Below are 23,088 nucleotides of genomic sequence, written 5' to 3' on the forward strand. Positions count from 1 at the left end.
CTAACCTCGCGGGAACCAGCAGCCACATCCGCACCACTAGGGTTGCAGGGTGGGGAAACTGCTCGCTGACATTACGCCGCTCCGGGAGAGCCCGGCGTTCCGCAGGCTCTGGCTGGGATCCGCCGTGTCCGCCGTCGGGAGCCAGCTCACGCTGGTGGCAGTCAGCCTGCAGGTCTACCGCCTGACCCAGGACAGCTTCTACGTGGGGTTGCTGGCCGTTTTCGCCCTGGTGCCGCTGGTCATTGGCGGGCTGCTGGGCGGTTCCATCGCCGACGCCCACGACCGCCGCAAGGTGGCCCTGCTCGCCTCGTCTGTCCTGTGGCTCACGACAGGCGTGATTGCCCTGCAGTCCTGGCTGCAGCTGGATAATGTGTGGCTCCTGTACCTGTTGGTGGCGGCGCAGAGCGGAGCCCAGGCCATCAACCAGCCGGCCCGCAGCGCCATCCTCCCCATGCTGGTCCGCAAGGAACTCCTGCCCGCAGCCAACGCGCTCAGCATGATGTCCTTCGGCCTTGCCATGACGGCAGGTCCCCTGCTGGCCGGCGTGCTGGTCGCCTGGATCGGGTTCGCCTGGACCTACACGCTCGACTTCATCAGCTTCGCATTCGTGCTGTGGGCGGTGTACCGGTTGCCGCCCCTCCCGCCGTCGGGAACTCCGCGCCGGCCAGGGCTCCGCTCCGTCGTCGAGGGCTTCCGCTTCCTGGGCACCCGGCCCAACCTGCGCATGACCTTCGTCATTGACCTGATCGCCATGATCCTGGCCCAGCCGCGGGCGCTCATGCCGGCCATCGGCGCGGTCATGATCGGCGGCGGCGAGGCCACCGTGGGCATCCTCCTCGCCTCCACCGCCATCGGCGCCTTCCTGGCCGGGCTGTTCTCCGGACCGCTCGGGAATGTCCGCCGGCAGGGGAGCGCCGTGGTCTTCTCGGTGATGGGGTGGGGCGCCTCAATTGCCGGGTTCGGGCTGGTGGTGCTGCTGGCCGGGCGCGCGCCGGACGGGGCGGTGACGCCGTGGCTGCTGCCTGCGGCACTGTGCTGCGCGCTGGCCGGGATTGCCGATTCCATCAGCGGCGTCTTCCGCCACACCATCCTGCAGGCAGCAACGCCGGACCACCTCCGCGGGCGCCTCCAGGGTGTGTTCATCGTGGTGGTGGCGGGTGGCCCCAGGATCGGTGACCTCCTGGCAGGCGGCGCAACTAAAGTCGTGGCAGAGGGCTGGGTCCTGCTGATTGGCGGCTTCCTCTGCGTCGCCGGCGCGTGGGCGGCCGCAAAGTTGCAGCCCGGCTTCAGGGAATACGACGCCCGGAACCCTGTTCCCTAGACAGCCGTTTCCTTAGTGAGTAAGGAGGAGACGTGCACAAACATCACAACGGCCTCAAGACGGCGGCGCTCTTCGGGGTGCTGTGGGCGGTGCTCCTCGGACTCGGGGCGGTAATCGGCACCAGCACCCGCAGCTCCGCGCCCATCTGGATTATGGCCCTGGTGGGGGTGTTTACCACCGCCTACGGATACTGGAACAGCGACAAGATCGCCATCCGGTCCATGCAGGCCATTCCCGTGGCCGAGGCGCAGGCCCCGCAGCTCTACCAGATGGTCCGCGAGCTGTCGGCCCGGGCCAACCAGCCCATGCCGCGCATCTATCTTTCGCCCACCATGAACCCCAACGCCTTCGCCACCGGCCGGAATCCGCGCAATGCCGCGGTCTGCGTAACCCAGGGCATCCTGCAGCTGCTGGACGCCCGGGAACTTCGCGGGGTCCTGGGACACGAGCTGATGCACGTCTACAACCGGGACATCCTCACCTCGTCGGTGGCGGCCGCCGTGGCCGGCGTGATCACTTCGGTAGGGCAGATGCTCCTCTTCTTCGGCGGCGACCGGCGCAATGCGAATCCGCTGGCCATGATCGCCATGGCGCTGCTGGCCCCCTTCGCGGCCTCCCTGATCCAGCTCGCTATTTCCCGGACCCGGGAGTACGACGCCGACGAGGACGGTTCGCAGCTGACCGGCGATCCATTGGCCCTCGCCTCAGCCCTGGGCAAGATCGAGCGCGGCGTCAGTATCGCCCCGCTGCCCCAGGACCAGCGCCTTGTGAACGCCTCGCACCTGATGATCGCCAATCCGTTCCGCGGCGGGGCGATGAACAAACTGTTCGCTACCCATCCGCCCATGCGGGACCGGATTGCGCGGCTGGAGCGGATGGCGGGCCGGCCGCCAGCCTGACGTACGGCTGGCGGCCTGGATCCTGCCGTCGAAAACCGACGGCAAGGACTAGCTGCGGAAGTTCACAAACTGCAGGTCGGCTTCGTCGAAGTCCTTCAGCAGGGCCATGGTTGCCTGCAGGTCGTCACGGGACTTTGACGTCACGCGCAGTTCGTCGCCCTGGATCTGGGACTTGACGGACTTGGGGGCCTCGTCGCGGATGAGCTTGTTGATTTTCTTCGCCAGGTCCTGCGCGATTCCCTCCTTGATGGAGGCCTCGAGCCGGAACTCCTTGCCGGAGGCGTACGGTTCGCCGGTGTCCAGGGACTTCAGCGAGATGCCGCGGCGGATCAGCTTGGACTGGAGGACGTCCAGCACCGCCAGTACGCGTTCCTCCGAGTTGGCCTTCATCAGGATCTTGTCGCCGCTGAAGTCCACCTCGGCTCCCACGCCCTTGAAGTCGTAGCGCTGGGCCAGTTCCTTCTGTGCCTGGTTCAGCGCGTTGGCCACTTCCTGCTTGTCCACTTTGCTTACGACGTCGAACGTTGACTCGCCTGCCATGACTCTCCTTGTGCCGGTGGGAACCCTGTGCGCGGACAGGGCTTGATCGCTGCCTAAAAGCCTAATACGGATGCCGGTGTTGGTGGGGGAGCGTGGGGAAGCCGGGTTCACAGTTCCCTCTCAGCGGACACCCGGAGGGAACGAAGGAGGCCGCCGCAGAGTTGAAGGAGTTGGGAAGTTGCACGAAGGGAACACCATGCACCGCAAGGCCGTCCGGTACGCCACGCGAACCACCACAGCAGCAGCCGGAGCGGTTGCAGGGGCCGCCAGTTCCGTTGCGGCCGCGGCAGTTGCTGCGGCCATCGTCTTCAGTCCCGTGCCGGACGCTTCAGCCCGGATGGAAAGGCGTCCATGAGGATCTGCTCAGGGCTGTCCAGCTGAACCAGATCACGGAGGAGCAGGCCCTGAAGTTCGAAGCGCGCCTCGCCGGCCGGATCCTGGGCGGGGCCTGATTCCGTCCCTTTCCCCTGGTATTGCAAGGGTTTTGGAGGCCTCCGCGGCCCGATTCGATTCTTCGGCGGAAGTTCTGTAAAGTTGTCTTGCCCGCGGTTACTGGAAGCGGAACGGCCCGGAAACGGACGGTTCGCAGACTGCATCGGCGGGTACTTCTTTTGAAGTTCGGCAGATTACCCGAGCGGCCAAAGGGGGCTGACTGTAAATCAGCTGGCAACGCCTACGGGGGTTCGAATCCCTCATCTGCCACCCAAGGAAAAGCCTTCGGAACCGAATGGTTCCGGAGGCTTTTTTGTGCCCGCCGCCGGATCCAGCGCCTGAGTCACGGCCTTGTTCGCGAGTCCAGCCCATGGAAGGTCCTGGGCCGCGAGGAAGGCCGGGAAGCCGGGAAACGAGCCGGCGCCGGGGGCGGAAGTCCCCTTCCGGAACCGTGGAAAACCGCCGTCGACATCAGCAGGGGCCCGGCGTAGGCTGGCAGCATCGGCGCATGTGCCCCGGTACCCTGCGTCGATATCCCCATCGATGAAGGAGGACCAATGAGTGCCGTACGTGAGTTCATGACGACGGACGCGCAGTGTATTAAGGAAAACCAGTCCCTGGTGGATGCCGCCAAGATGATGATGGACCTTGACTGCGGGTCGCTGCCCATCTGCGGTGACGACGGCAAGCTGAAGGGCATGATCACCGACCGCGACATCGTGCTCAAGTGCGTGGCAGCAGGACGCGATCCCCGCGAAATGATGGCCCGCGACCTCGCCTCGGGCAGGCCGCACTGGGTCGACGCGGACGCGAACGTTGACGAGGCGATCGAGATGATGGAAACCCACCAGGTCCGCCGGCTCCCGGTGATCGCCGACCACAAGCTGGTGGGCATCATCAGCCAGGGCGACATTGCCCGGAACTACTCCGAGCAGCGCGTGGGTGAGCTCGTGGAGCACATCTCGGAGCGCAAACGGATGAACGCATAGGTGGGATCTCCCCGTCAGGGTTTCCCGCTACCAACGCCACGGGGTCCCCTCCGTGGCGTTTCTTTGTGTCCGGCCATGGCCTTGCCCGCGGCTCCCCGCCGTCAAGGCTAGGAACCGCGGACAAGCTTGGGAAAATTGGGGATCTTCAACCGCACGGGCCAGGGTGCCAGTGAGGCATTCCCGTCAGTTCAGTGCAAATCAGTTCAGCGCAATCAGAAGCATCTGGCTGGTGCCGGGGATGCAGGTCTGGAGGATCGCCCGGGGGAAGCCGCCGAAGACAGCAAGGACGTCGTTGGTGGTACCCGGGTTGGGCACCTGTCCCCGTGCTGAGACGGTATAGGTTCCGTAGCCCGGGATGCTGACGGTTTCCCCTACGCCTATGCCGGAGAACCGGGCCCAGCCGCCACAGAAGTCGTGCTCAGTGATAAAGAGCGAGTAGCCGTCGTTGGGCGTGTAGTGGATGGGCCCGATGCAGGCGTCCACCATGGACTGCCCGCCGGCGCCGGCCACGTAGATGGTGCGGATGGCCGGGGCGGCCGGGACGAAGGCCGGGGCAGGGGCGGGAGCTGCTGCGGGTGCGGCGGCCGCGGGCGCCGGTGCCGGTGCCGGCGCAGGGGCGGGCGCAGCTGAAGCGACCGCAACGGGCGGTCCGGTCAGCACCAGCGTCTGGCCCGGAACGATGATGCTGTAGTGGCCCAGTCCGTTCGCTGCGAGCATGGCATTCATGTCCACGCCGTGCCTGGCGGCAATGGCTCCGACCGTATCGCCCGGAACCACGGTGTACAGGTTTGGGTCACCCGCCGGAGCAGGTTCGGGTTCAGGAGCAGGAGCAGGCGCAGGTGCTGGCTCCGGCGCAGGCGGTGGCGCCGGTTCGGCCGCCGCCGCGGGGGCGGGAGCCTCAGAAACAGCCTCGGCGGCGGCCACGGCCGCGGGCGGGGCTTCGGCGGCTGCTGCGGCGTTGGGCGCTTCCGGCAACGCGGCCTCGGCAACTTGGCCCACCGTCGTCGTGCCCTGGTCCACTGACACGGGAGGCGCCGCCAGGGCGCCGACGCCCACGGCCGCCACCACGGCGGCCGTTGCCATGCCGGCCCACAGCCTGTTGCTGATGGCCGGCCGTCCAGTGGTGATCTCGGTGCGGGGTTCATCCGTGGCGAAGCTCCTGCTGGGACCTTCGGGGGTGGAAAGGTATGGCTGGTTCATGGGTAGCCCGTCCAGGCTCGGTCCAGCCGGGCCGGAGACGTGCGCTTCGGCGGGCGGGACGGATCGAGGGGAACGCGCCGGCAGCCTCCGTTGATGCGGGGCCGCAGGAAAGGCGCGGGATGGAGGCATCCGCATACCCAGAAAATACGGAGGCTCCGCGAGGGGCGGGACCCCGGGAAGCAATTCCGGGGGACCGCCGGCACTGTGTTCGGTCCTAGGAATCCCGAGTCTAGGAAGGGCGCACCGCAGGCGGCACCAGTAGGAAATACCCGAATATTTGAGTGCGGTACTTGGTGGCGGGGAACATGCTACTCAAACGCCGAAGCCCCGGTACTTGCCGGGCAGCAGTGTTTTCCGGACAGCCATGGGCTATGGTGTGCGCCGTTCCTGGAGGGCAGCGATCTCACGCCGCAGCGCGGCAATTTCGGCCGCGAGGTCCGCCACTTCCGCACGGACCGGTTCCTCGGCCTCGGAGACTGCCTCAGCTGTATCCTCCACCCGCTGGACCAGCCAGGAGGCGATGGACGCCGTGACCACACCCAGCACGGCAATGCCGCTCATCATCAGGGCAGCGGCAACCATCCGCCCGATCGGCGTCACCGGGTACATGTCGCCGTAACCCACGGTGGTGATGGTGGTCATGGCCCACCACAAGGCATCGCCAAAGGTGACGATCTTCGCGTCCGGGGCCGACTGCTCCACGTCCAGGACCGCCAGGGCGCCCACAAACACCAGCATGGTGGCCGAGCCCACCACATAGGTCACCACCCGGCCCCTCAGGGTGTCGCCCAGTGTCCGGTGCAGCACGGACAACAGTGTCACGAGCCGCAGGAGGCGCAGCGGCCGGAAGAACGGCAGCGCCACAATCACCAGCTCGTGCAGGTTCCGGACAAACCAGCTACCGCGGTTGGCTGCCAGCCACAGGTTGGCCAGGTAATCCACGGCAAAGATGCCCCAGGTGGCCCACATGACAGCCTCTAGGAGGAGGGCTGCACTGCCTTCGATCCGGCCAATCACCTGCCACGCGTAGGCCCCCAGGAAGACGAGCGCCGTCACCGTGAGCGGCCAGTCCGCCAGGTCCCGGTAGCGTTGTTGCGTCATGCACGAAATCCTACTGGCAGCGCCATGGTGCGCTGCGAACGCAATGTTACTGGCGGGTAGCATTGGGGGATGCACCTCCTCCTAAGAACCCTGCTGATGCTGGTCCGTTCGTCGCGCCGCCCGCCCCTGACCGTCTGGGACAGTTCCTCACTGCCGCTGCGGGTCCTGCCCACGGACATCGACATAGCCATGCACGTGAACAACGGCATGTACCTGTCCCTCATGGACCTGGGCCGGTTCGACCTGATGGTGCGCAGCGGAGTCTGGAAGCGGATGCGACGGCGCGGCTGGGGCCCGGTGGTGGCGGCGGAGACCATCGCCTTCCGGAAGTCCCTCCAGCTGTGGCAGCACTACACCATCGAGACCCGCATCATCGGGCTGGATGCCAAAGCCATCTTTTTTGAACAGCGCATGGTGGCGGACGGCGAGGTGTACGCCCGCGCGTACATCGCCACCCGGCTGGTCCACAAGGGGCGGCCCGTCAGCCAGGCGGACATCCTGAAGGAGTTCGGCGAACCGCCCGCGGACCTGGAGCTTCCCGACTGGATCCACGAATGGCGGGCGTCCAGCACGCTGCCCGGGAGCCGGACACCAGCACCGCACAGCTGGAAAGCGTAGTGGCCTACGCGCCCACGTCCCGCCGCTCCAGGGCGACGCCGGCGAGTACCACCAGCGCGGCCGAGATGGCCCACAGCCATGCCGCTGCCGGCCAGTCCGCCCCGTTCGCCACCGGTGAGTTTCCGTAGGCCCAGTGGTAGGGGCTGAGGTTCAGCAGCCACTCCACGTCCTTGCTTTGCCGTCCCACCGCGTTGAACACGTACCCGAGCACCCCGACGGCGGCGCCGGCTGCCAGCCCGTGCGTACGGCGGCCGGTGACAGCGCCAACACAGAGGGCAGTTGTTCCGCTCAGCAGTGCCAGCCCGGCGAACAGCACCGTGGCGCCCAGCAGGTTGCCAAGCTCAATGCCCAGTTGCGCCGGCCCGTTCAGCAGCCACACCAGGGCGCAGACCACAGCTGCGAGCAGTACCACACGCAGCAGCAGGGCAAGGGCCCGTTCCAGCACCACCTGCACCCTGCGCACCCCGTGCGCCAGGGTCAGTTCCAGCTGGCCCGACTCCTCGTCCCCGCCCACGGCCGCGGCGCCCCAGGAGACGGATGCGATGGTCATCAGGAGGAAGCCGAGGAGCCCGAACAGCGTGGCCTGCGTGTAGCCCGGACCGGTGGCAATCTGGTCATAGTTCAGCGCCTTGGTCATCTCCGGAGGGAGGGCATCGATCATGTCCTGCATCTGCGCGCTGCCCCCGATGGACGGGTACAAGGGCAGGTAGAGGAAGATCGCGGCGGCCAGGCCCAGCGCCCAGCCCAGGGTGGAGCGCCACGTGTCAAAGAAGGCCCGGCGGAACAATGGAAGAGTTGTCATCGTGCCTCCTCCTGCGGGGCGGCATACATCGTCAGCACTGCCTCCTCCAGGTCCGGTTCCTCCAGGACGAGGTCAGTCAGCCGGAGGGAAGCCAGCATCCTCACCAGCGGCTGGATGTCCCCGCCAATGGTGGCGGACAGCGTCGCCGTGCCGTCGGCCTCCAGCACCTCCACGTGTCCGACGCCGGGCACGCCACTGAGCAGCGCAACGGCGTCGTGCGCGGCTATGCCGGACGTGGTGAAGCGGACGCGGCGCACGGCACCTTCGCGGAGGCCGCTGACTGATTCGACGGCGATGATCCTGCCGTCCCGGAGGATGGCCACCGTGTCCGCTGTCTGCTGGACCTCGCTCAGGACGTGCGAGCTGAGGAAGATGGTCTGGCCGCGGTGCCTTGCCTCGCGCACCATGGCGTGGAACTCCTGCTGGACCAGGGGGTCCAGGCCGCTGGTGGGCTCATCGAGGACCAGGAGCTCGGGCTGGTGCATGAACGCCTGCACCAGGCCCAGTTTCTGCTTGTTGCCCCTAGACAGCTTGCGGATATGGCGGGTGAGGTCCAGACCCAGCCGCTCCGCCAGCTGGTCCACCCGGCCCGGCGGCACCGGCCCGCTGATTGCCTCATAGTGGGCCAGCAGGGTGCGCCCCGTTACCCGGCCGGCCAGGAACAGCTCCCCGGGAAGGTAACCGATGCGGCGCCGCAGTTCCGGACCACCTGCCCGCGGGTCGGTCCCCAGCACCCGGATGGTCCCGCTGGTGGGGCGGATGATGTCCAGCAGGCAGCGCATGGTGGTGGTCTTTCCGGCACCGTTCGGGCCGATCACACCAAAGACGGAGCCGGCCTCCACCTCGAAATCCACGCCGTGGAGCACTTCGCGGCGCCCGAATTTCTTGGTGAGGGACTTCGCTGAGATAGCGGTTGCCATCAGACCTCCTGGGTGCGCACGCGCGGCGATGACCCCAGACTAGGCGCCGCCGGCCGCCCTGTACATTGCGGTTGCCCGTGTTATTCCCGATGACGCGGGGAGCGAACAAGGGGCCGCGGGCGGGACAGGCCGGGGGAGCGGCGCGTACCGTTGACACATGGCTACCCTTGACATCACAGGTGAACAGTTCGCATCCACCATTGAAGGCAACGACATTGTCCTGGTGGATTTCTGGGCGGAATGGTGCGGGCCCTGCAAGCAGTTCGGTCCCACGTACTCGGCCGTGTCGGAGAAGCACCCGGATGTCCTCTTCACCAAGGTGGACACCGAGGCGGAGCAGCAGCTCGCCGCCGAGGCAGGCATTTCGTCCATCCCCACCCTGATGGCCTTCCGTGAAAAGGTGCTGGTGTTCTCGCAGCCCGGCGCGCTGAACGCCCAGCAGCTCGAACAGGTGGTGGACGCCGTGAAGGCCCTGGACATGGAGGAAGTCCACGCCCACGTGGCGCGCCAGCGTGAAGAGGCTGCTGCCGCCGCCGGCAAGCCGGCCGGTCCGCAGGACGGCACGCAGATCCCGGACGCCTAGGACTTAGACAAAATGCGGGACCTCCCACTGGGAGGTCCCGCATTTTTGGTTAATGCCGTTAGATCCGCTCCACCTTGACGGGCTCGGCCAGGAGCGCGCTCAGTGATTCGTTCAGGTCCTGCACGGCGATGCCCTTGGAGTGCTTGGCCAGGTCCTCCTCCGACGCCCACTGCTCCGTCAGGACCAGCTTCTCCTCGGTGGCTTCCGTCAGCTCGTACCGGATGCAGCCGGGCTCATTCACCACCTCGTCGATGGCGATTTCGAGGGCCAGCTTGACGCGGTGGAACTCGCCGTCGTTGGGGATGAACGTTGCCTGCAGGTCAATGGGAGAAGTCATGGATTTCACAATACCGGCACCTGCGGACGGCTTTCGTTCTGTTGCGCCGGACACCGCTTCCGCTGGTGCTTTCATTGCCGGAAGCCACTTGGTAGCGTGCCAGCATGCGCGCCTACACAGCCGGGGACACTGACGTCCCGCTGCTCCATGAAACCATCGGCCGGAACTTTGAGCGGGTGGCGGCCCGTTTTCCCTTCCACGACGCGCTGATCGAGGCGGCACCTGTTCCGGGCGCCGACGCCCGCCGCTGGAGTTACACCAAGATGAACGACGACGTCGACCGGCTCGCGCGTGCGCTCCTCGCCCTGGGCGTCGCCAAGGGTGACCGGGTGGGAATCTGGAGTCCCAACTGCGCCGAATGGACCCTCCTCCAGTACGCCACCGCCAAGGCCGGGGCCATCCTGGTCAACGTCAACCCTGCCTACCGCAGCCACGAACTGGAATTCGTGGTGCGGCAGAACGGCATGCGGATGCTGGTCACTGCCCCGTCGGATACGAACAGCGACTACGTGGGGATGGCCCGGAAAGCGCTCGCGGAGTGCCCGGACCTGCGCGAGCTGGTCTTCCTGCCCGCGCCCGCGGAGGACGGGTTCGACGCCGGCGTCCCCCTCGGTGATGCGGAGCTGACGTACGCCGAGCTGCTTCGGCGGGCGGACGACGTCGGCCATGCCGGACTGCAGGCCCGGATGGATGAACTTGACCCGCACGATCCCATCAACCTGCAATACACCTCCGGGACCACGGGCTTCCCCAAAGGGGCAACGCTCACGCACCACAACATCCTCAACAACGGGTTCTCGATCGGCGAACTGCTTGGGTACACAGAGCACGACAGGGTGGTGATCCCGGTGCCGTTTTACCACTGCTTCGGGATGGTGATCGGTAACCTGAACGCCCTCAGCCACGGCGCTGCCACCATCATCCCGAGCCGCGGCTTCAGTGCGGCCGCCGCCTTGGAGGCCGTCCAGGATTTCGGCGGGACCTCCCTGTACGGGGTGCCCACCATGTTCATCGCCGAGCTGGCGCTGCCGGACTTTGCTTCCTACGACCTGTCCACCCTGCGCACGGGTGTCATGGCCGGCTCGCTGTGCCCCGTCGAGGTGATGAACCGGGTGATGTCGGAGATGAACATGGTGGATGTGGCCATCTGCTACGGCATGACCGAAACGTCGCCGGTGTCCACCATGACCCGGCTGGGGGACAGCCTGCGGCAGCGCACCGAGACGGTGGGACGCACCATGCCCCACCTGGAAAGCAGGATCATCGATCCCGGATCGGGGGAAGTGCTGGAGCGTGGCCGGATCGGGGAGCTCTGCACCCGGGGATATGCCGTGATGGAGGGGTACTGGAACCAGCCGGACAAGACCGCCGAGGCCATCGATGCCGAGGGCTGGATGCATACCGGCGACCTTGCCCGGATGGACGACGACGGGTACGTCGTCATCGAGGGCAGGATCAAGGACATGGTGATCAGGGGCGGTGAAAACATCTATCCGCGGGAGATTGAGGAGTTCCTCTTCGCCCACCCGTCGATCCAGGATGTGCAGGTCATCGGGGTGCCGGATGCCAGGTACGGCGAGGAGCTGATGGCGTGCATCATCCTCAAGCCCGGCGCCCAGCCGCTGGACGCGGGTTCGCTTGCCGAGTACTGCCGGGGGAAGCTGGCCCACTACAAGATTCCCCGCTACGTGGAGGTCCGGGAGCGGTTCCCCATGACGGTCTCCGGGAAAGTCCGCAAAGTGGAGATGCGCCAGGAGGCCGTGGCCCGGCTGGGGTTGTGACGTCAGCGGATGTTGCGGCTGATGGCTTTCACACCCACGGCCAGGCCGACGGCGGCTGTCACCGAGGCTGCAAGCAGGCCCAGGAGGGTGTCCGTCCCGACACTTCCCGCGAAGAGTTCGCGCTCGGCGTTCACCAGGTATGTCAGTGGGTTGAACAAGCTGGCCGTCCTCATCCAGCCGGGTCCCGCCTCGATGGGAAGCATGATGCCCGAGAGGATCATCAGTGGGAACAGCAGTGTCTGCTGGACTCCCCAGAAGATCCACTCCTTGTTTTGGGAGACGAGAGCCAGCGCATACGAGAGGGCTCCGAGTCCTATGCCGAAGATCCCCAGGATGACCAGCCCTGCCAGCACGTGCAGCGGGTAGAAGACGAAGCCGAAGGGGATGCAGACCAGAGCGATGAGGAGCCCTTGGACCACCAGCGGCGCCCACTCCTTCAATGCCCGCCCGATCATCAGCGAGGACCGGGACAGCGGCGTTGCCAGGATGCGCTCATAGGAGCCCGTCATGAGCTCGTACTGCAGGTTCGAACCGGTCATGGACGTTCCGAAGAGGGCGATCATCACCACCACGCCCGGGAGGAACCACTGGAGCGTGGACTGTCCGCCGAACGCCGGCGCGCCCACGGCCGCCCCCAGCAGCGGGCCGAACAGTCCCAGGAAGACCAGCGGCTGGAGCAGCGAGAACACCAGCGAGAACGGGTCCCTGAGTGGCAGCAGCATTTCCCGCCAGAACACGTACCTGGTGTCATGCAGGACCCTGCCCAGCCCGGGCCTTTTACGGGCGCCGGCGGTGGTGCCGTGCGTGGCCATCAGCGGTTCGCCCCTTCCCGCAGGTTGCGCCCGGTCAGCTCCAGGAACACATCGTCCAGGGTGGGCGGCTTCAGCTCCAGGGACTGGGCGGGAGCACCGGCGTCGTGCATCTCCAGCAGCAGCGCAGGCGCCAGGCGGGCACCTTCGGGAAGCCGGAGGCGGAAGCGGACAACGCCGTCGTACGAATTCTCGCTGACCTCTCCGCCCGCCGCGGCGCGCCCCAGCAGACCCCGCACCCCGGCCGCGGAGGCCGCCGCCACTTCGACGGCCAGCAGGTCGCCGGCGAGGTTTGCCTTCAGCCGCGCGGCGGTGTCATCGGCGATGATCCTGCCGTGGTCGATGATGATGACCCGCTCGGACATGGAGTCGGCCTCGTCCATGTAGTGCGTGGTCAGCACAATGGTGGTGCCGTGTTCCTCGCGCATCCGCATGATGTGCTCCCACAGGTTGGCACGGTTTTGCGGGTCCATCCCGGTGGACGGCTCGTCCAGGAAGAGCAGCCGCGGCGAGTGCATCAGCCCCAGCGCCACGTCCATCCTTCGCCGCTGCCCGCCGGAGAGCTTGATGACCGTCCGCTTGGCGAGGTCCGCGAGGTCCAGGGATTGCAGGAGCTCCCGGGCCCGGGCAAGGGCGTCCGCGGAGTTCATGCCGTAGAAGCGGCCCTGCATCACCAGCTCATCGATCACCCGGAAACTGTGGCCGCCGCCGTTGCCCTGGCCGATGTAGCCAATCCTTGCCCGCACTCCCGCCGGATCCGCAGTGACGTCCACGCCGGCAACCCTGGCCGTCCCCGAGGTGGGCGTCAGCAGCGTGGTGAGCATCCGCAAGGTGGTGGACTTGCCTGCCCCGTTCGGGCCAAGGAAGGCCACGAGCTCGCCCGGCGCGACGTCGATGTCGACGCCCTTGACGGCTTCCACTGTTTCTTTCTTGACCGTGAACGTCTTTGCCAGTTTGTCCGTGTGGATCATGCGTGACTCCAGAGGATGCGGCGTGCCGGGGCTCTGGAACGGGCTCCCTGGCGCCACGCTATACCTATACCCGGCACGAGTCCACGGAAAAATCGTGCTCGTGCGTTGGGGGCCGTGTGCCCGGCGGGCGTCAGTGCCGGCGGTGGTCCTGGATGGTCATCCGCGGGCCGAACGTGGGTTTGCGGAAACCGCTGCTTTGGATCATCCGCACCACCCGCTGGCGGTGTCCCGTCCAGGGTTCCAGGAGCCGGAGCATGCCGGCGTCATCAGTCCGCCGTCCGGTCAGCGCAGCCCCGACGTACGCGGCCAGGTGGTAGTCGCCCACCGAGATGGAGTCAGGGCAGCCGTGCGTTCGCTGCACCACTTCCGCGGCCGTCCAGATGCCGATGCCGGGGATGGTCTGCATTCTTGCGGCCGCCTCCAGCGCCGGCAGCTCCGCCAGCCGTTCAAGCGCGACGGCGGAGCGCAGCGCCCGCATCACCGTTGCGGAGCGCTGCGGGCCCACCCCGGCCTTGTGCCACTCCCAGCTGGGGACCTGCAGCCACTGCGCCGCCGTGGGTGCCAGCACCAGGCCGGCGGGAGCCAGCGATCCAGCCATCGGCGCGGGGGACCCGTAGCGGTGAAGGAGGTACCGGTAGCCGCGGCGGGCCTCGATGACCGTGACTTTCTGTTCCAGGATGATGGGCACGAGCTGGTCCACCATGCGGCCGCTGGAGGGAAGCCGGACGGCCAGGCTTCTCCGCCGCGCTTCCCTGACCATGCGGGGGAGCGTGGCATGGAACACCCGTTCGTCGAATGCCGACCAATCGTCGTGCGCACCCAGGAGGCGCGGCACTGCCGCTGCCGCCGCCGCGGCGCCCGGACCCCAGGCCTGGACGTCCACCCGGTGCTCCGTCTCCGCGCTGGCTGCCGGGCTGAGCCGGATGGTAGCGGGGCCCTCGGCTGTAGCGAAGGCGTTCCAGATGACGCCGCCGTCCACCGCGAAGGAGGGATCACTGGTGCCGCGCAGGAGCGGGCGGAGGGTCCGCGCCAGGTCGTAGGGGCCGCCCGGATACCACCGGAGGGAGGCGTCCGCGGCGGCCGCCAGCCGTGCAGGAACCTCTGCAATCGTCATTGAACCATCGTCCCACGGTGCCCCGACAGTTTGCCCCGCCAGCTCCGCCGTGCCGGTTCCGGGGCCGGAGTTTTTGTCCAAGCATGCCGGGTTGCGCGGCCCGGAAGCCTGCATATGTGGACAGAACCCCGGCTTGTTCCCGGCCCTTATCGGGGAGCGGATGGAGGACTAGAATCCCAGGTGTGGCGCGGGGCGTCCGCGCCCGTCCCTTCGAGATTCCAGAGATTCCAGGTGAGCGCAATGGGTGGAGTAGTGCATTTCGAAATCCCCGCGGACGATCAGGAGCGGGCCAAGAAGTTTTACCAGCAGGCCCTGGGCTGGCGGATAGAACCCGTCCCTGGAATGGACTACAACATGGTGATCACCACCCCCATGGACGAGGCAACCGGGCAACCGACAACCGCGGGTGCGATCAACGGCGGCATGATGGCCCGGGAAGAAAAGATCGCCAACCCCGTCATTACGGTGGACGTGCCGGACATCGATGCCACGCTGAAAACCGTCGAGGAGCTGGGCGGTTCTGTTGTTATGCCCAAGAACGAGATCCCCGGGATGGGCTACTTTGCCTACTTCAAGGATCCTGAGGACAACGTCATGGGCCTGTGGGAGAACCTGCCCTCCGACCAGCAGTCGCAGTCCGGCGGGTAGCGTCAGGGCATCCCCGAGGCCACCCACAAGGCCACCACCGCAAGCGGGACCGTCAGGGCTGCCACCACCAGCCCGGCCAGAGCAAAGCCGCTCCACTTAATCCGGACGTTCAGCGCCCGCAACCGCTCATGCCAGAGAAGTGTGGCCAGGGACGCCCACGGGGTGACCAGCGGGCCCAGGTTGACACCGATCAGCAGGGCGGCCACCCGGGCAGGAGAGCCGGCCACCGGCTCAAGGGCCAGATAGGCGGGCAGGTTGTTGGCTGCGTTGGCCGCTCCGGCTCCCAGCGCGGCCAGGTGCAGGAGGGCGGGCAGGCTCTCGCCCTGGCCGGCCGCGCCGGCCAGGAGCGCCGTCAACCCGTTGGCATGCAGTGCCTCAACAACCATGAACAGTCCCACCGTGAGCATCAGCGGACGCCACGGAACCATGGACCACCGCAGCACGGAGGGCCGCCGCCAGAGGAAGACCATCAGCAGGAAGGCCGCCGCCACGATGGCCGGATACTGCACGGGTACGCCGGACACCAGGGCGGGCAGCAGGACCAGCAGGGTGGCCGCTGCAATGACCAGCAGCGGGCGGTCCCGCACGGCGGGGGACCGTTGCGGCCGGTACCGTCCCCGCAGGTCCTTGCGGAACGCCAGCCACAACAGGGCCAGCGGAACAACAACCCCCACCAGTGCGGGTGCCCAGACGGTCCCTGCAAAGCCCAGGGGGCTGAGCCCCAGCGCGTCCTGGGCCAGCAGGTTCGTCAGGTTTGACACAGGCAGCAGGAGGGAGGCGGTGTTGGCGAGCCAGATGGTGGTCAAAGCGAAGGGGAGCGGCTGGATGCCGGCATGGACTGCAAGGAGGACCACCACCGGTGTCACCAGCACGGCAGTGGTGTCGAGCGACAGGAAAACAGTTGTAACCGTGGCCAGCGCCACGACAAGGAGCCACAACAGGAACACGCGGTCCCGGCCCAGCCCTGCGAGCCGGTCTGTAACAACCTTGAAGAGCCCAGCTTCGTCCAGCAGTTCAGTCAGCAGGGACATCGCGAGCACAAACGCGAGGATGGGAACGGTGCGGCCCGCCAGTGCGTCGAAAGCGGGCAGGGGCAGTGCCCCGGAGACGAGGGATGCAACACCGGCCAGGAGCATCGCTCCGGGAAGGAGGTAGCTCCGGACTTTCATCAACCAGGCGAACTGCTGCACTGGCCCATGATCCCACCCGTGCCTGCGTGGAACCTGTTGGAAACGGCTGAACCCGCGTGGCGTGCCGCCGGGGGGCACAGGGCGCGGAAGGTGCACGCGGCAGGGAAGCGGTAGCTTTGTATCCATGAAGTACGCCCAGTCCATCCTGGACCTCATCGGCAATACCCCGCTCATCAAACTCAACCACGTGACGGAGGGCATCAAAGCCACCGTCCTGGTCAAACTGGAGTACCTGAACCCGGGCGGGTCCATCAAGGACCGCATTGCGGTGAAGATGATCGAGGACGCCGAGCGGGACGGCAAACTGCAGCCCGGCGGGACCATTGTTGAGCCCACGTCCGGCAACACTGGGGTGGGCCTGGCCCTGGTGGCCCAGCAAAAAGGCTACAAGTGCGTCTTTGTGGTGCCGGACAAGGTGGGTGAGGACAAGCGCGCCGTCCTGCAGGCGTACGGCGCTGAGGTCGTGGTGACGCCCACTGCCGTGCCGCCGGACAGCCCCCAAAGCTACTACGGCGTCTCGGACAGGATTGTCCGGGAGACCCCCGGTGCGTACAAGCCGGACCAGTTCTCCAACCCCGCAGCGCCCGGAAGCCACTACCAGACCACCGGTCCGGAGATCTGGCGCGATACGGAGGGCAAGATCACCCACTGCGTCATCGGCGCAGGAACCGGCGGAACCATCACCGGCACCGGCCGCTACCTGAAGGAAGCATCGGCGGGCCGGCCGGTGTCCGACGGCGGCGTGGTCCGGATCATCGCCGCTGACCCGGAAGGCTCGGTGTACTCCGGCGGCACCGGACGCCCGTACTTCGTCGAAGGCGTGGGCGAGGACATGTGGCCGGCGAACTACGACAAGTCCGTCCCGGACCAGGTGATCGCGGTCAGCGATGCCGATTCCTTCGCCATGACCAGGCGCCTCGCCCGTGAGGAGGGCCTCCTGGTGGGCGGATCCTCGGGCATGGCCGTGGTGGCTGCGCTGAAGGCGGCGCGGGACCTGCCCGAGTCCGCCGTCGTCGTCGTGATCCTGCCGGACTCCGGCCGGGGGTACCTGGCGAAGATCTTCAACGATCAGTGGATGCGCTCCTACGGTTTCCTCTCCGGCGGCGAGGAAACCTCCGTGGGGGAGGTCATCAGCTCCAAGAACGGCGAACTGCCGGACCTGGTGCACATCCATCCCAACGAGTCCGTGCGCGATGTCATCAACATCATGAACGAGTTCGGCGTCAGCCACATCCCGGTCCTGTCCCAGGAGCCGCCGGTGGTCATGGGCGAGGTGCTCGGTGCCGTGGACGAACGCACCCTGACCGCCAAACTGTTCCGCGGCGAAGCCAAACTGACGGACAAGATCTCCGAGCACATGGGCCCCAAGCTGCCCGTCATCGGATCGCTGGAAACCATTTCCGCAGCCAGGGAACTGCTCTCGGACGTGGACACCGTGATGGTCACGTTCGTCGGCGCGCCGGTGGGCATCCTCACCCGGCACGACCTCCTGGCCTACCTCAGCAACTAAAACTGCTTCACCCTGATACTGCTTCACCCAGACAAGGAGCATCATGTCCGTCCCCGAAAACCAAGGTTTCAACACCCGCGCCGTCCACGCCGGACAGGCCTTCGAGCCCCGCACCGGCGCGGTGGTTCCGCCCCTGCACTTCAGTTCCACGTACGCCCAGGACGGCATCGGCGGGCTCCGCGAGGGCTATGAGTACGGCCGCGGCGGCAACCCCACCAGGGACGCCCTGCAGGAACAGCTCGCCGCGCTGGAAGGCGGCACCCACGCCTACAGCTTCAGCTCCGGACTGGCCGCCGAGGATTCGCTCATCCGCGCCCTGACCCGCCCCGGCGACCACATTGTGCTGGGCAACGACGCCTACGGCGGCACCTACCGACTCATCAGCAGGGTGCTGGGCGGCTGGGGGATCGGCAACACCCCGGTTGACATGGCAGACCTCGACGCCGTCCGGGCGGCAGTCGCCGCCAACAAGACCCGGTTCGTCTGGGTGGAGACGCCGTCCAACCCGCTGATGAAGATCACCGACATCGCGGCGCTCGCAGGGATAGCGCACGACGCCGGCGCCCTCCTCGTGGTGGACAACACCTTCGCTTCCCCCTACCTGCAGAACCCGCTCGCCCTGGGTGCCGACGTCGTGGTCCACTCCACCACCAAGTACATCGGCGGGCACTCGGACGTCGTGGGCGGCGCCGTGGTGGTCAATGATGCAGAGCTGGCGGAGAAGATCGGCTTCGTGCAGTTCGCCGTGGGCGCCGTCTCCGGTCCCATGGACGCGTTCCTCACCACCCGCGGGCTGAAGACCCTGGGGGTCCGCATGGACCGGCACAGCCTCAACGGCCAGGCCGTGGCTGAGTGGCTCCTGGAACGCCCCGAGGTGGAGGCCGTCCTGTATCCGGGCCTGCCGTCCCACCCGGGCCATGAGCTCGCCAGGAAGCAGATGCGGAGCTTCGGCGGCATGGTTTCGGTGCAGTTCAAGGGCGGCGAGGCGGCTGCCCGGAAGGTGGCGGAATCGACGTCCGTGTTCACCCTGGCGGAGTCCCTGGGCGGCATCGAATCGCTGATGAACTACCCGTCCGAAATGACCCATGCCTCGGTCAAAGGCACCGAGCTGGCGGTTCCGGTGAACCTCCTCCGCCTGTCCTGCGGCATTGAGGACGTGGAGGACCTGCTCGCGGACCTGGACCAGGCGTTCGCCGCCATCCCCTAGACCCGCCGGTTGAACCGGGACGGCACGTCGCGGCAGTCCCCGGAGTGAGGGGTTGCCGCGACGTGCCGTCCCGCGGTGGGAAAATTCCTACTTTACGGAACCCTCGGTGAGGCCGCCGCGCCAGAAGCGCTGAAGGACCACCATGGCGATGCTGAGCGGGATGATCGAGAGCAGCACGCCGCCGGTGGTCAGCTCGTAGAACTCAGGCAGCCGGTCCACCTGGCTCAGCCAGTTGTTCAGGCCGAGCGTGATCGGGTACAGCCCGGAGTCGGACAGCATCACGAGCGGCAGGAAGTAGTTGTTCCAGATTCCCACCAGCTGGAAGAGGAACACGGTGACCAGGGCGGGGGTGAGCACACGCAGCCCGATGGTGTGGAAGATCCTCAGTTCGCCCGCGCCGTCCAGCCTGGCCGCCTCGATGAGTGAGGTGTCCACCGTGGCCTGCGAATAGATCCGGCACAGGAACAGTCCAAACGGCGAGACGAGGGACGGCAGCAGCACGCTCCAGTACGTGTTGGCCAGGCCCAGCTGGCTGAAAAGCAGGAAGAGCGGCAGGGCTGTGGCCGTGCCGGGTACCAGTACTCCGCCCAGGATGGTTCCAAAGACCAGGTTCCGCCCGCGGAACTCGTACTTCGCCAGCGCGTAACCGCCCGCCGCCGCGAAGTAGGTGGCCAGGAGGGCGCCGATGCCGGCGTACAGCACTGAGTTCAGGAACCACCGGATGAAGATGCCGTTGTCATAGCTGAGCACCTGCGCAAGGTTGTCCCACAGCGCAACGGTGGGGGCGAACCAGAACCCGTTGGTGGAGAACAGGTCCTCCGTGGACTTGGTGGCAGCGACCACCACCCAGTACACAGGAATGAGGAAGTACAGGGCAACCACCACGAGCACCGCTGTGACGATGATGGTGGACGGACGGCCCTTGCTTCCGGAACGCCTGGTCCCTGCCGCGGATGGGCGGGCCGGGGAAGCCGATGTCGACGTCGGGGTCACGGTAGCGGTCATGATGACTTCCTGTTCGTGAATTTGAGGAAGGCGAAGGACAGGAGGAAGGCGGCCACGGCTATCAGCACGGCCTGCGCAGCGGCCACGTTGTAGTCGTTGTAGGCGAACGCGGTGGTGTAGGCGCTGAGGTTGGGCGTGTACTGGCTGTCGATGGCGGGGGCCACGGTCTTCAGGACCTGCGCCTCGGCGAAGAGCTGCAGGGTGCCGATAATGGAGAAGACAGTTGTCAGGACGAGGGCGGGCCGGATCAGGGGAAGCTGGATGCTGAGGGCCACCCGCCAGGTGGAGGCGCCGTCCACCTTCGCGGCCTCATACAGCTCCCCGGGTATGGCCTTCAGCTGGGCCACGATGATCAGCATGTTGTAGCCGGTGTAGCTCCAGGTGACGATGTTCGCAATCGACCATAGAACGGTGTTGGCACCCAGGAAATCCGGAGTCAGTCCCACCAGGGCCGCGACGTCGAACAGCGGACTCAGCCCGGGGACGTAGAGGAACGACCAGAGGATGGTGGCAATGACCCCCGGAACGCCGTAGGGGAGGAAGTACGCGGCACGGAAGAAGCCCGGCCACTTGGCGGACGCTGATTCGAGCATGAGGGCAAGCACCGTGCAGAGGACGATCATCACCGGGACCTGCACCACGCCGAAGAGGAGCATGCGTCCGATCGACGCCACGAAGCTGCCGTCAGCCAGGGCCTGGGCGTAGTTGCTGAACCCGGCGAATTCACTGGTGACCCCTGCCTCCCCAAAGAGCCCGCTCCGGGTCACTTTGGTAAAGCTCGAGCCAACGGCAACGAAGATCGGAAGGATAAACGTCAGGATGAACAACGCCAGGAAGGGCGCCAGCAGGAGCCAGGGCGCGCGGGACGCAGCGCCTGTCCGGTCGCCGCGTTTGCCCGGCCGGGCGGAAGGCTGCGCGGATGGAACCTGCCCCGTCCGCGCGGTGGGTGATGTCGCTGTCATGACGCTTCCTTTCGAATGCTGAGGCCCTTGTTCCTGAAGACGGTCATGATCTGCTGTTCCGCCGTCGCCACCGAATCCACCAGGCTGGTTCCTGACGCCTTCTTCCGGAAGCCGTCGCTCAGGATGTTGAAGGACTGCTGCGTGACGGGCCACCAGGACCAGTCCTTGTTCTGCTGCTGGGCCGCCGGCACGAAGATTTCCTGGTGGTAGCTTTGGCCGCCAAAGAACTCCGACGGCGCCTGCCGCGGAGTGCCGATGAAGTCCGGCGACGGCGACCAGCCAATGCCGCTGTTGGTGATTTCGGCGTCGATGCCTTCCCTGGACGTGGTCATCCAGACCGCGAACTCGAGTGCTTCGCGGGGGTGTTTGCTGTTGGCCAGGACCGCTGCGGTGGAACCGCCAAGGTAGCTTGACCCGAATCCGCTCCCGCCCCAGGTGGGCATGGGTGCCACCCGCCATTTGCCGCTGCCGCCGCTGACGCCTTCAATGAGGGCGTCTCCCCAGCTGCCGGACACCACGGAGGCGATGGTTCCCTTGGCGGCTGCAGCGAACCAGCCGGGGGAATAGGCGCCGAACGCCGTCTGCACAAGGTCCTCATCGATGGCCTGGTCGAAGAAGCGGGCAACCTTCATGGTGGCGTCGTCGGTCATGTTAATGACCCAGCCGTCCTCCTCAGGCCGGAGCCAGCTGGCACCGGCCTGGGCTGCGAAGGCTGTGAACACGGAGGCGTCACCCAGCGGGAAGCAGTCCAGGTAGACATCCTTTTGGCGCAGTTCGCGTGCCAGGGCTGCCCATTCGTCCCACGTGCCGGGGTTTGTGCCGCCCACCTGGTCCAGGACTGCCGGCTGGTAGAACATGGCCATGGGGCCGGAGTCCTGGGGGATGCCGTACACGCCGCCGGAGAAGCTGACCTGGCCCCACAGGGTCTGGTCGTACAGGTGCGCGTAGTCCTGGGCGCCGTACCGGGCAACGTCCACCAGGCCGTTGACCAGCATGAATTCGGGGAGGGACCGCATCTCCACCTGGGCAAGGTCGGGTCCGCCGCCGGCAGCCAGGGCCGAATAGAGCTTTTGGTACCCGCCGGCGTTGCCGCCGGGAATCCACACGACCTCCACCTGGACCTGCGGATGGGAGGAGTTCCAGATATCGGCCACTTTTTGGGCGTCCTTGAGCCAGCACCAGTACGTCAGGGTGATCTTTTCCCCGCTGGCGGCGGGAGCGAGCACCGGTGCTGTGTTGACGGAGCGTATGCCTGGCGTGGCACAGCCGGACAGGAGCCCCACCGCTGCGGTGCCCAGGCCCGCACTCAGGAGTTGTCTTCGCGTGAATTGGGACATTTGCCTTCACCTCATTGTGTCGGATATGTGCCTAAAAGTGTGAAGCATGGCACTTTTTGTTCGGTTCGAGAAAGGCTAACACGAAAACTCGAGTGGTCGCTCGAGTTTTGGTTTAACGGGAGTTACGGCGGGTACACTGGCTTGCCATGAGCACCAAGGAGGGCCCTCAAACTTCCCGCCGGGGACCCTACGCGAAGTCGGCGGAGCGGCGCCGGGCCATCCTGACCGCAGCCCACGCCGTCTTCGCCGCCCACGGGTATCGCGGCAGCTCGCTGCAGGACGTGGCCAACCACGCGGGCATGAGCCAGACGAGCCTCCTCCACTACTTCCCCTCCAAAAGCGATCTGCTCCTGGCAGTACTCAATTGGCGGGATTCCATCACGGGAGACGGTACCGCGCCGCCGGACCCGGAGGAATCACTTTCTGATGCCGTCCTCCGGCAGGCGCGCTTCAATGAAGATGTCCCGGGAGTCCTTGAGCTCTACACCGTCCTGTGCGGGGAAGCGGTCACGGAGGGGCATCCCGGGCGGGACTACTTTACGCAGCGCTTTGAGCGGCTGCGGCGGAGCTACGCGCGCCAGCTTGCGCAGCTGGCCAGGGAAGGCCGGCTGCGCCCTGGTGTGGATCCGGACACTGCCGCTGCCTCATTGATCGCTCTGTGGGACGGCATCCAGACGCAGTGGCTCCTGGCGCCCGGGAGTGTGGACATGGCCGGCTGTCTCCGCGCTTACCTGGACCTGGTCCTGCTGCCTGAGGAGAACCCGGAGGGTGCTTCAGCCGGGGCACTTCCATTGGCGCCGCTAGGCTGATCC

The 23,088-nt window shown here is 66.6% G+C and carries 23 protein-coding genes, 1 tRNA gene and 1 pseudogene; 12 read left to right on the top strand and 13 right to left on the bottom strand.

Going from position 1 to position 23,088, the window contains the following annotated elements; all coding sequences use genetic code 11:
• Positions 1-49 precede the first annotated feature (49 nt).
• Positions 50-1,321 carry an MFS transporter gene (locus tag AC6CHP_RS01050; RefSeq protein WP_188727292.1) on the top strand — a complete coding sequence of 424 codons (1,272 nt, stop codon included), beginning with the start codon at positions 50-52 and terminating at the stop codon, positions 1,319-1,321.
• Positions 1,322-1,353: 32 nt separating this feature from the next.
• Positions 1,354-2,220: a zinc metalloprotease HtpX gene (htpX, locus tag AC6CHP_RS01055; RefSeq protein WP_188727294.1), complete on the top strand. Its 867-nt coding sequence runs from the start codon at positions 1,354-1,356 to the stop codon at positions 2,218-2,220.
• Between the two features lie 48 nt (positions 2,221-2,268).
• Here htpX and AC6CHP_RS01060 read toward each other — a convergent pair whose 3' ends face one another.
• Entirely contained in the window at positions 2,269-2,760 is a 492-nt protein-coding gene (locus AC6CHP_RS01060; protein ID WP_104184409.1) for a YajQ family cyclic di-GMP-binding protein, read from the bottom strand.
• Between the two features lie 196 nt (positions 2,761-2,956).
• Between AC6CHP_RS01060 and AC6CHP_RS01065 the strand changes: the two are divergent.
• The 3 genes and pseudogenes from AC6CHP_RS01065 to AC6CHP_RS01075 all read left to right on the top strand — a co-directional run bounded on the left by AC6CHP_RS01065 (position 2,957) and on the right by AC6CHP_RS01075 (position 4,181).
• Positions 2,957-3,212: pseudogene (locus AC6CHP_RS01065) on the top strand (hypothetical protein).
• 168 nt (positions 3,213-3,380) lie between these two features.
• A tRNA-Tyr gene (locus AC6CHP_RS01070) sits at positions 3,381-3,462 on the top strand.
• Between the two features lie 287 nt (positions 3,463-3,749).
• Positions 3,750-4,181 carry a CBS domain-containing protein gene (locus tag AC6CHP_RS01075; RefSeq protein WP_188727298.1) on the top strand — a complete coding sequence of 144 codons (432 nt, stop codon included), beginning with the start codon at positions 3,750-3,752 and terminating at the stop codon, positions 4,179-4,181.
• A gap of 198 nt (positions 4,182-4,379) precedes the next feature.
• Here the strand turns inward: AC6CHP_RS01075 and AC6CHP_RS01080 are convergent, their stop codons facing one another.
• Positions 4,380-5,381, bottom strand: coding sequence for a LysM peptidoglycan-binding domain-containing protein (locus AC6CHP_RS01080; RefSeq protein WP_498227846.1), 1,002 nt, complete (start codon positions 5,379-5,381; stop codon positions 4,380-4,382).
• Positions 5,382-5,750: 369 nt separating this feature from the next.
• Positions 5,751-6,482 carry a potassium channel family protein gene (locus AC6CHP_RS01085; RefSeq protein ID WP_188727302.1) on the bottom strand — a complete coding sequence of 244 codons (732 nt, stop codon included), beginning with the start codon at positions 6,480-6,482 and terminating at the stop codon, positions 5,751-5,753.
• A 69-nt stretch (positions 6,483-6,551) separates the two neighbouring features.
• On the opposite strand from AC6CHP_RS01085, the gene AC6CHP_RS01090 reads away from it, so the two are divergent.
• The gene (locus tag AC6CHP_RS01090) at positions 6,552-7,100 is read left to right on the top strand and encodes an acyl-CoA thioesterase (RefSeq protein ID WP_498227848.1); all 549 of its coding nucleotides are present in this window, start codon (positions 6,552-6,554) and stop codon (positions 7,098-7,100) included.
• A gap of 4 nt (positions 7,101-7,104) precedes the next feature.
• On the opposite strand, the gene AC6CHP_RS01095 is transcribed toward AC6CHP_RS01090, so the two are convergent.
• Complete coding sequence (locus AC6CHP_RS01095; protein ID WP_498227850.1) at positions 7,105-7,902, bottom strand: efflux permease Rv1217c-related protein; 798 nt, start codon at positions 7,900-7,902, stop codon at positions 7,105-7,107.
• Positions 7,899-8,822 (bottom strand): ABC transporter ATP-binding protein, encoded by a 924-nt coding sequence (locus AC6CHP_RS01100; protein ID WP_498227852.1) that lies wholly within the window; start codon positions 8,820-8,822, stop codon positions 7,899-7,901. Before AC6CHP_RS01100 ends, AC6CHP_RS01095 begins: the two co-directional genes overlap by 4 nt.
• Positions 8,823-8,979: 157 nt before the next feature.
• On the opposite strand from AC6CHP_RS01100, the gene AC6CHP_RS01105 reads away from it, so the two are divergent.
• Positions 8,980-9,405, top strand: a complete 426-nt coding sequence (locus AC6CHP_RS01105) for a thioredoxin family protein (RefSeq protein WP_104184401.1) — start codon at positions 8,980-8,982, stop codon at positions 9,403-9,405.
• A gap of 58 nt (positions 9,406-9,463) precedes the next feature.
• On the opposite strand, the gene AC6CHP_RS01110 is transcribed toward AC6CHP_RS01105, so the two are convergent.
• Complete coding sequence (locus tag AC6CHP_RS01110) at positions 9,464-9,742, bottom strand: putative quinol monooxygenase (RefSeq protein ID WP_066278079.1); 279 nt, start codon at positions 9,740-9,742, stop codon at positions 9,464-9,466.
• Between the two features lie 104 nt (positions 9,743-9,846).
• On the opposite strand from AC6CHP_RS01110, the gene AC6CHP_RS01115 reads away from it, so the two are divergent.
• Positions 9,847-11,523: an AMP-binding protein gene (locus AC6CHP_RS01115; protein WP_498227855.1), complete on the top strand. Its 1,677-nt coding sequence runs from the start codon at positions 9,847-9,849 to the stop codon at positions 11,521-11,523.
• 2 nt (positions 11,524-11,525) lie between these two features.
• On the opposite strand, the gene AC6CHP_RS01120 is transcribed toward AC6CHP_RS01115, so the two are convergent.
• The 3 genes from AC6CHP_RS01120 to AC6CHP_RS01130 form a co-directional block, all read right to left on the bottom strand.
• Entirely contained in the window at positions 11,526-12,335 is an 810-nt protein-coding gene (locus AC6CHP_RS01120; RefSeq protein ID WP_498227856.1) for an ABC transporter permease, read from the bottom strand.
• Positions 12,335-13,303 carry an ATP-binding cassette domain-containing protein gene (locus AC6CHP_RS01125; RefSeq protein WP_498227858.1) on the bottom strand — a complete coding sequence of 323 codons (969 nt, stop codon included), beginning with the start codon at positions 13,301-13,303 and terminating at the stop codon, positions 12,335-12,337. The genes AC6CHP_RS01120 and AC6CHP_RS01125 overlap by 1 nt, the downstream gene beginning before the upstream one ends.
• 130 nt (positions 13,304-13,433) lie before the next feature.
• On the bottom strand, positions 13,434-14,417 hold the full coding sequence (locus AC6CHP_RS01130) for a DNA-3-methyladenine glycosylase family protein (RefSeq protein WP_498227860.1): 984 nt from the start codon (positions 14,415-14,417) through the stop codon (positions 13,434-13,436).
• 240 nt (positions 14,418-14,657) lie between these two features.
• Between AC6CHP_RS01130 and AC6CHP_RS01135 the strand changes: the two genes are divergently transcribed.
• On the top strand, positions 14,658-15,065 hold the full coding sequence (locus AC6CHP_RS01135) for a VOC family protein (protein ID WP_498228292.1): 408 nt from the start codon (positions 14,658-14,660) through the stop codon (positions 15,063-15,065).
• 2 nt (positions 15,066-15,067) lie between these two features.
• Here the strand turns inward: AC6CHP_RS01135 and AC6CHP_RS01140 are convergent, their stop codons facing one another.
• Positions 15,068-16,234: an ArsB/NhaD family transporter gene (locus tag AC6CHP_RS01140; RefSeq protein WP_498228293.1), complete on the bottom strand. Its 1,167-nt coding sequence runs from the start codon at positions 16,232-16,234 to the stop codon at positions 15,068-15,070.
• A gap of 145 nt (positions 16,235-16,379) precedes the next feature.
• On the opposite strand from AC6CHP_RS01140, the gene AC6CHP_RS01145 reads away from it, so the two are divergent.
• On the top strand, positions 16,380-17,765 hold the full coding sequence (locus AC6CHP_RS01145) for a cystathionine beta-synthase (RefSeq protein ID WP_498227863.1): 1,386 nt from the start codon (positions 16,380-16,382) through the stop codon (positions 17,763-17,765).
• Between the two features lie 43 nt (positions 17,766-17,808).
• A complete protein-coding gene (locus tag AC6CHP_RS01150; RefSeq protein ID WP_363954724.1) occupies positions 17,809-18,972 on the top strand; it encodes a cystathionine gamma-synthase in 1,164 nt (387 codons plus the stop codon).
• An 87-nt stretch (positions 18,973-19,059) separates the two neighbouring features.
• On the opposite strand, the gene AC6CHP_RS01155 is transcribed toward AC6CHP_RS01150, so the two are convergent.
• Genes AC6CHP_RS01155 through AC6CHP_RS01165 form a run of 3 tightly spaced genes read right to left on the bottom strand, consistent with a single transcriptional unit; the run spans position 19,060 to position 22,276 of the window.
• Positions 19,060-19,977 (bottom strand): carbohydrate ABC transporter permease, encoded by a 918-nt coding sequence (locus tag AC6CHP_RS01155; RefSeq protein WP_188727325.1) that lies wholly within the window; start codon positions 19,975-19,977, stop codon positions 19,060-19,062.
• Positions 19,974-20,939 carry a carbohydrate ABC transporter permease gene (locus AC6CHP_RS01160; protein ID WP_377194143.1) on the bottom strand — a complete coding sequence of 322 codons (966 nt, stop codon included), beginning with the start codon at positions 20,937-20,939 and terminating at the stop codon, positions 19,974-19,976. The genes AC6CHP_RS01155 and AC6CHP_RS01160 overlap by 4 nt, the downstream gene beginning before the upstream one ends.
• The gene (locus AC6CHP_RS01165) at positions 20,936-22,276 is read right to left on the bottom strand and encodes an ABC transporter substrate-binding protein (RefSeq protein WP_498227866.1); all 1,341 of its coding nucleotides are present in this window, start codon (positions 22,274-22,276) and stop codon (positions 20,936-20,938) included. The genes AC6CHP_RS01160 and AC6CHP_RS01165 overlap by 4 nt, the downstream gene beginning before the upstream one ends.
• 146 nt (positions 22,277-22,422) lie before the next feature.
• Here AC6CHP_RS01165 and AC6CHP_RS01170 point away from each other — a divergent pair, with 146 nt between their 5' ends.
• Entirely contained in the window at positions 22,423-23,085 is a 663-nt protein-coding gene (locus AC6CHP_RS01170) for a TetR/AcrR family transcriptional regulator (RefSeq protein WP_498227867.1), read from the top strand.
• The last annotated feature ends 3 nt before the right edge of the window (positions 23,086-23,088 follow it).

It is taken from the genome of Pseudarthrobacter sp. GQ63, from assembly GCF_059758765.1.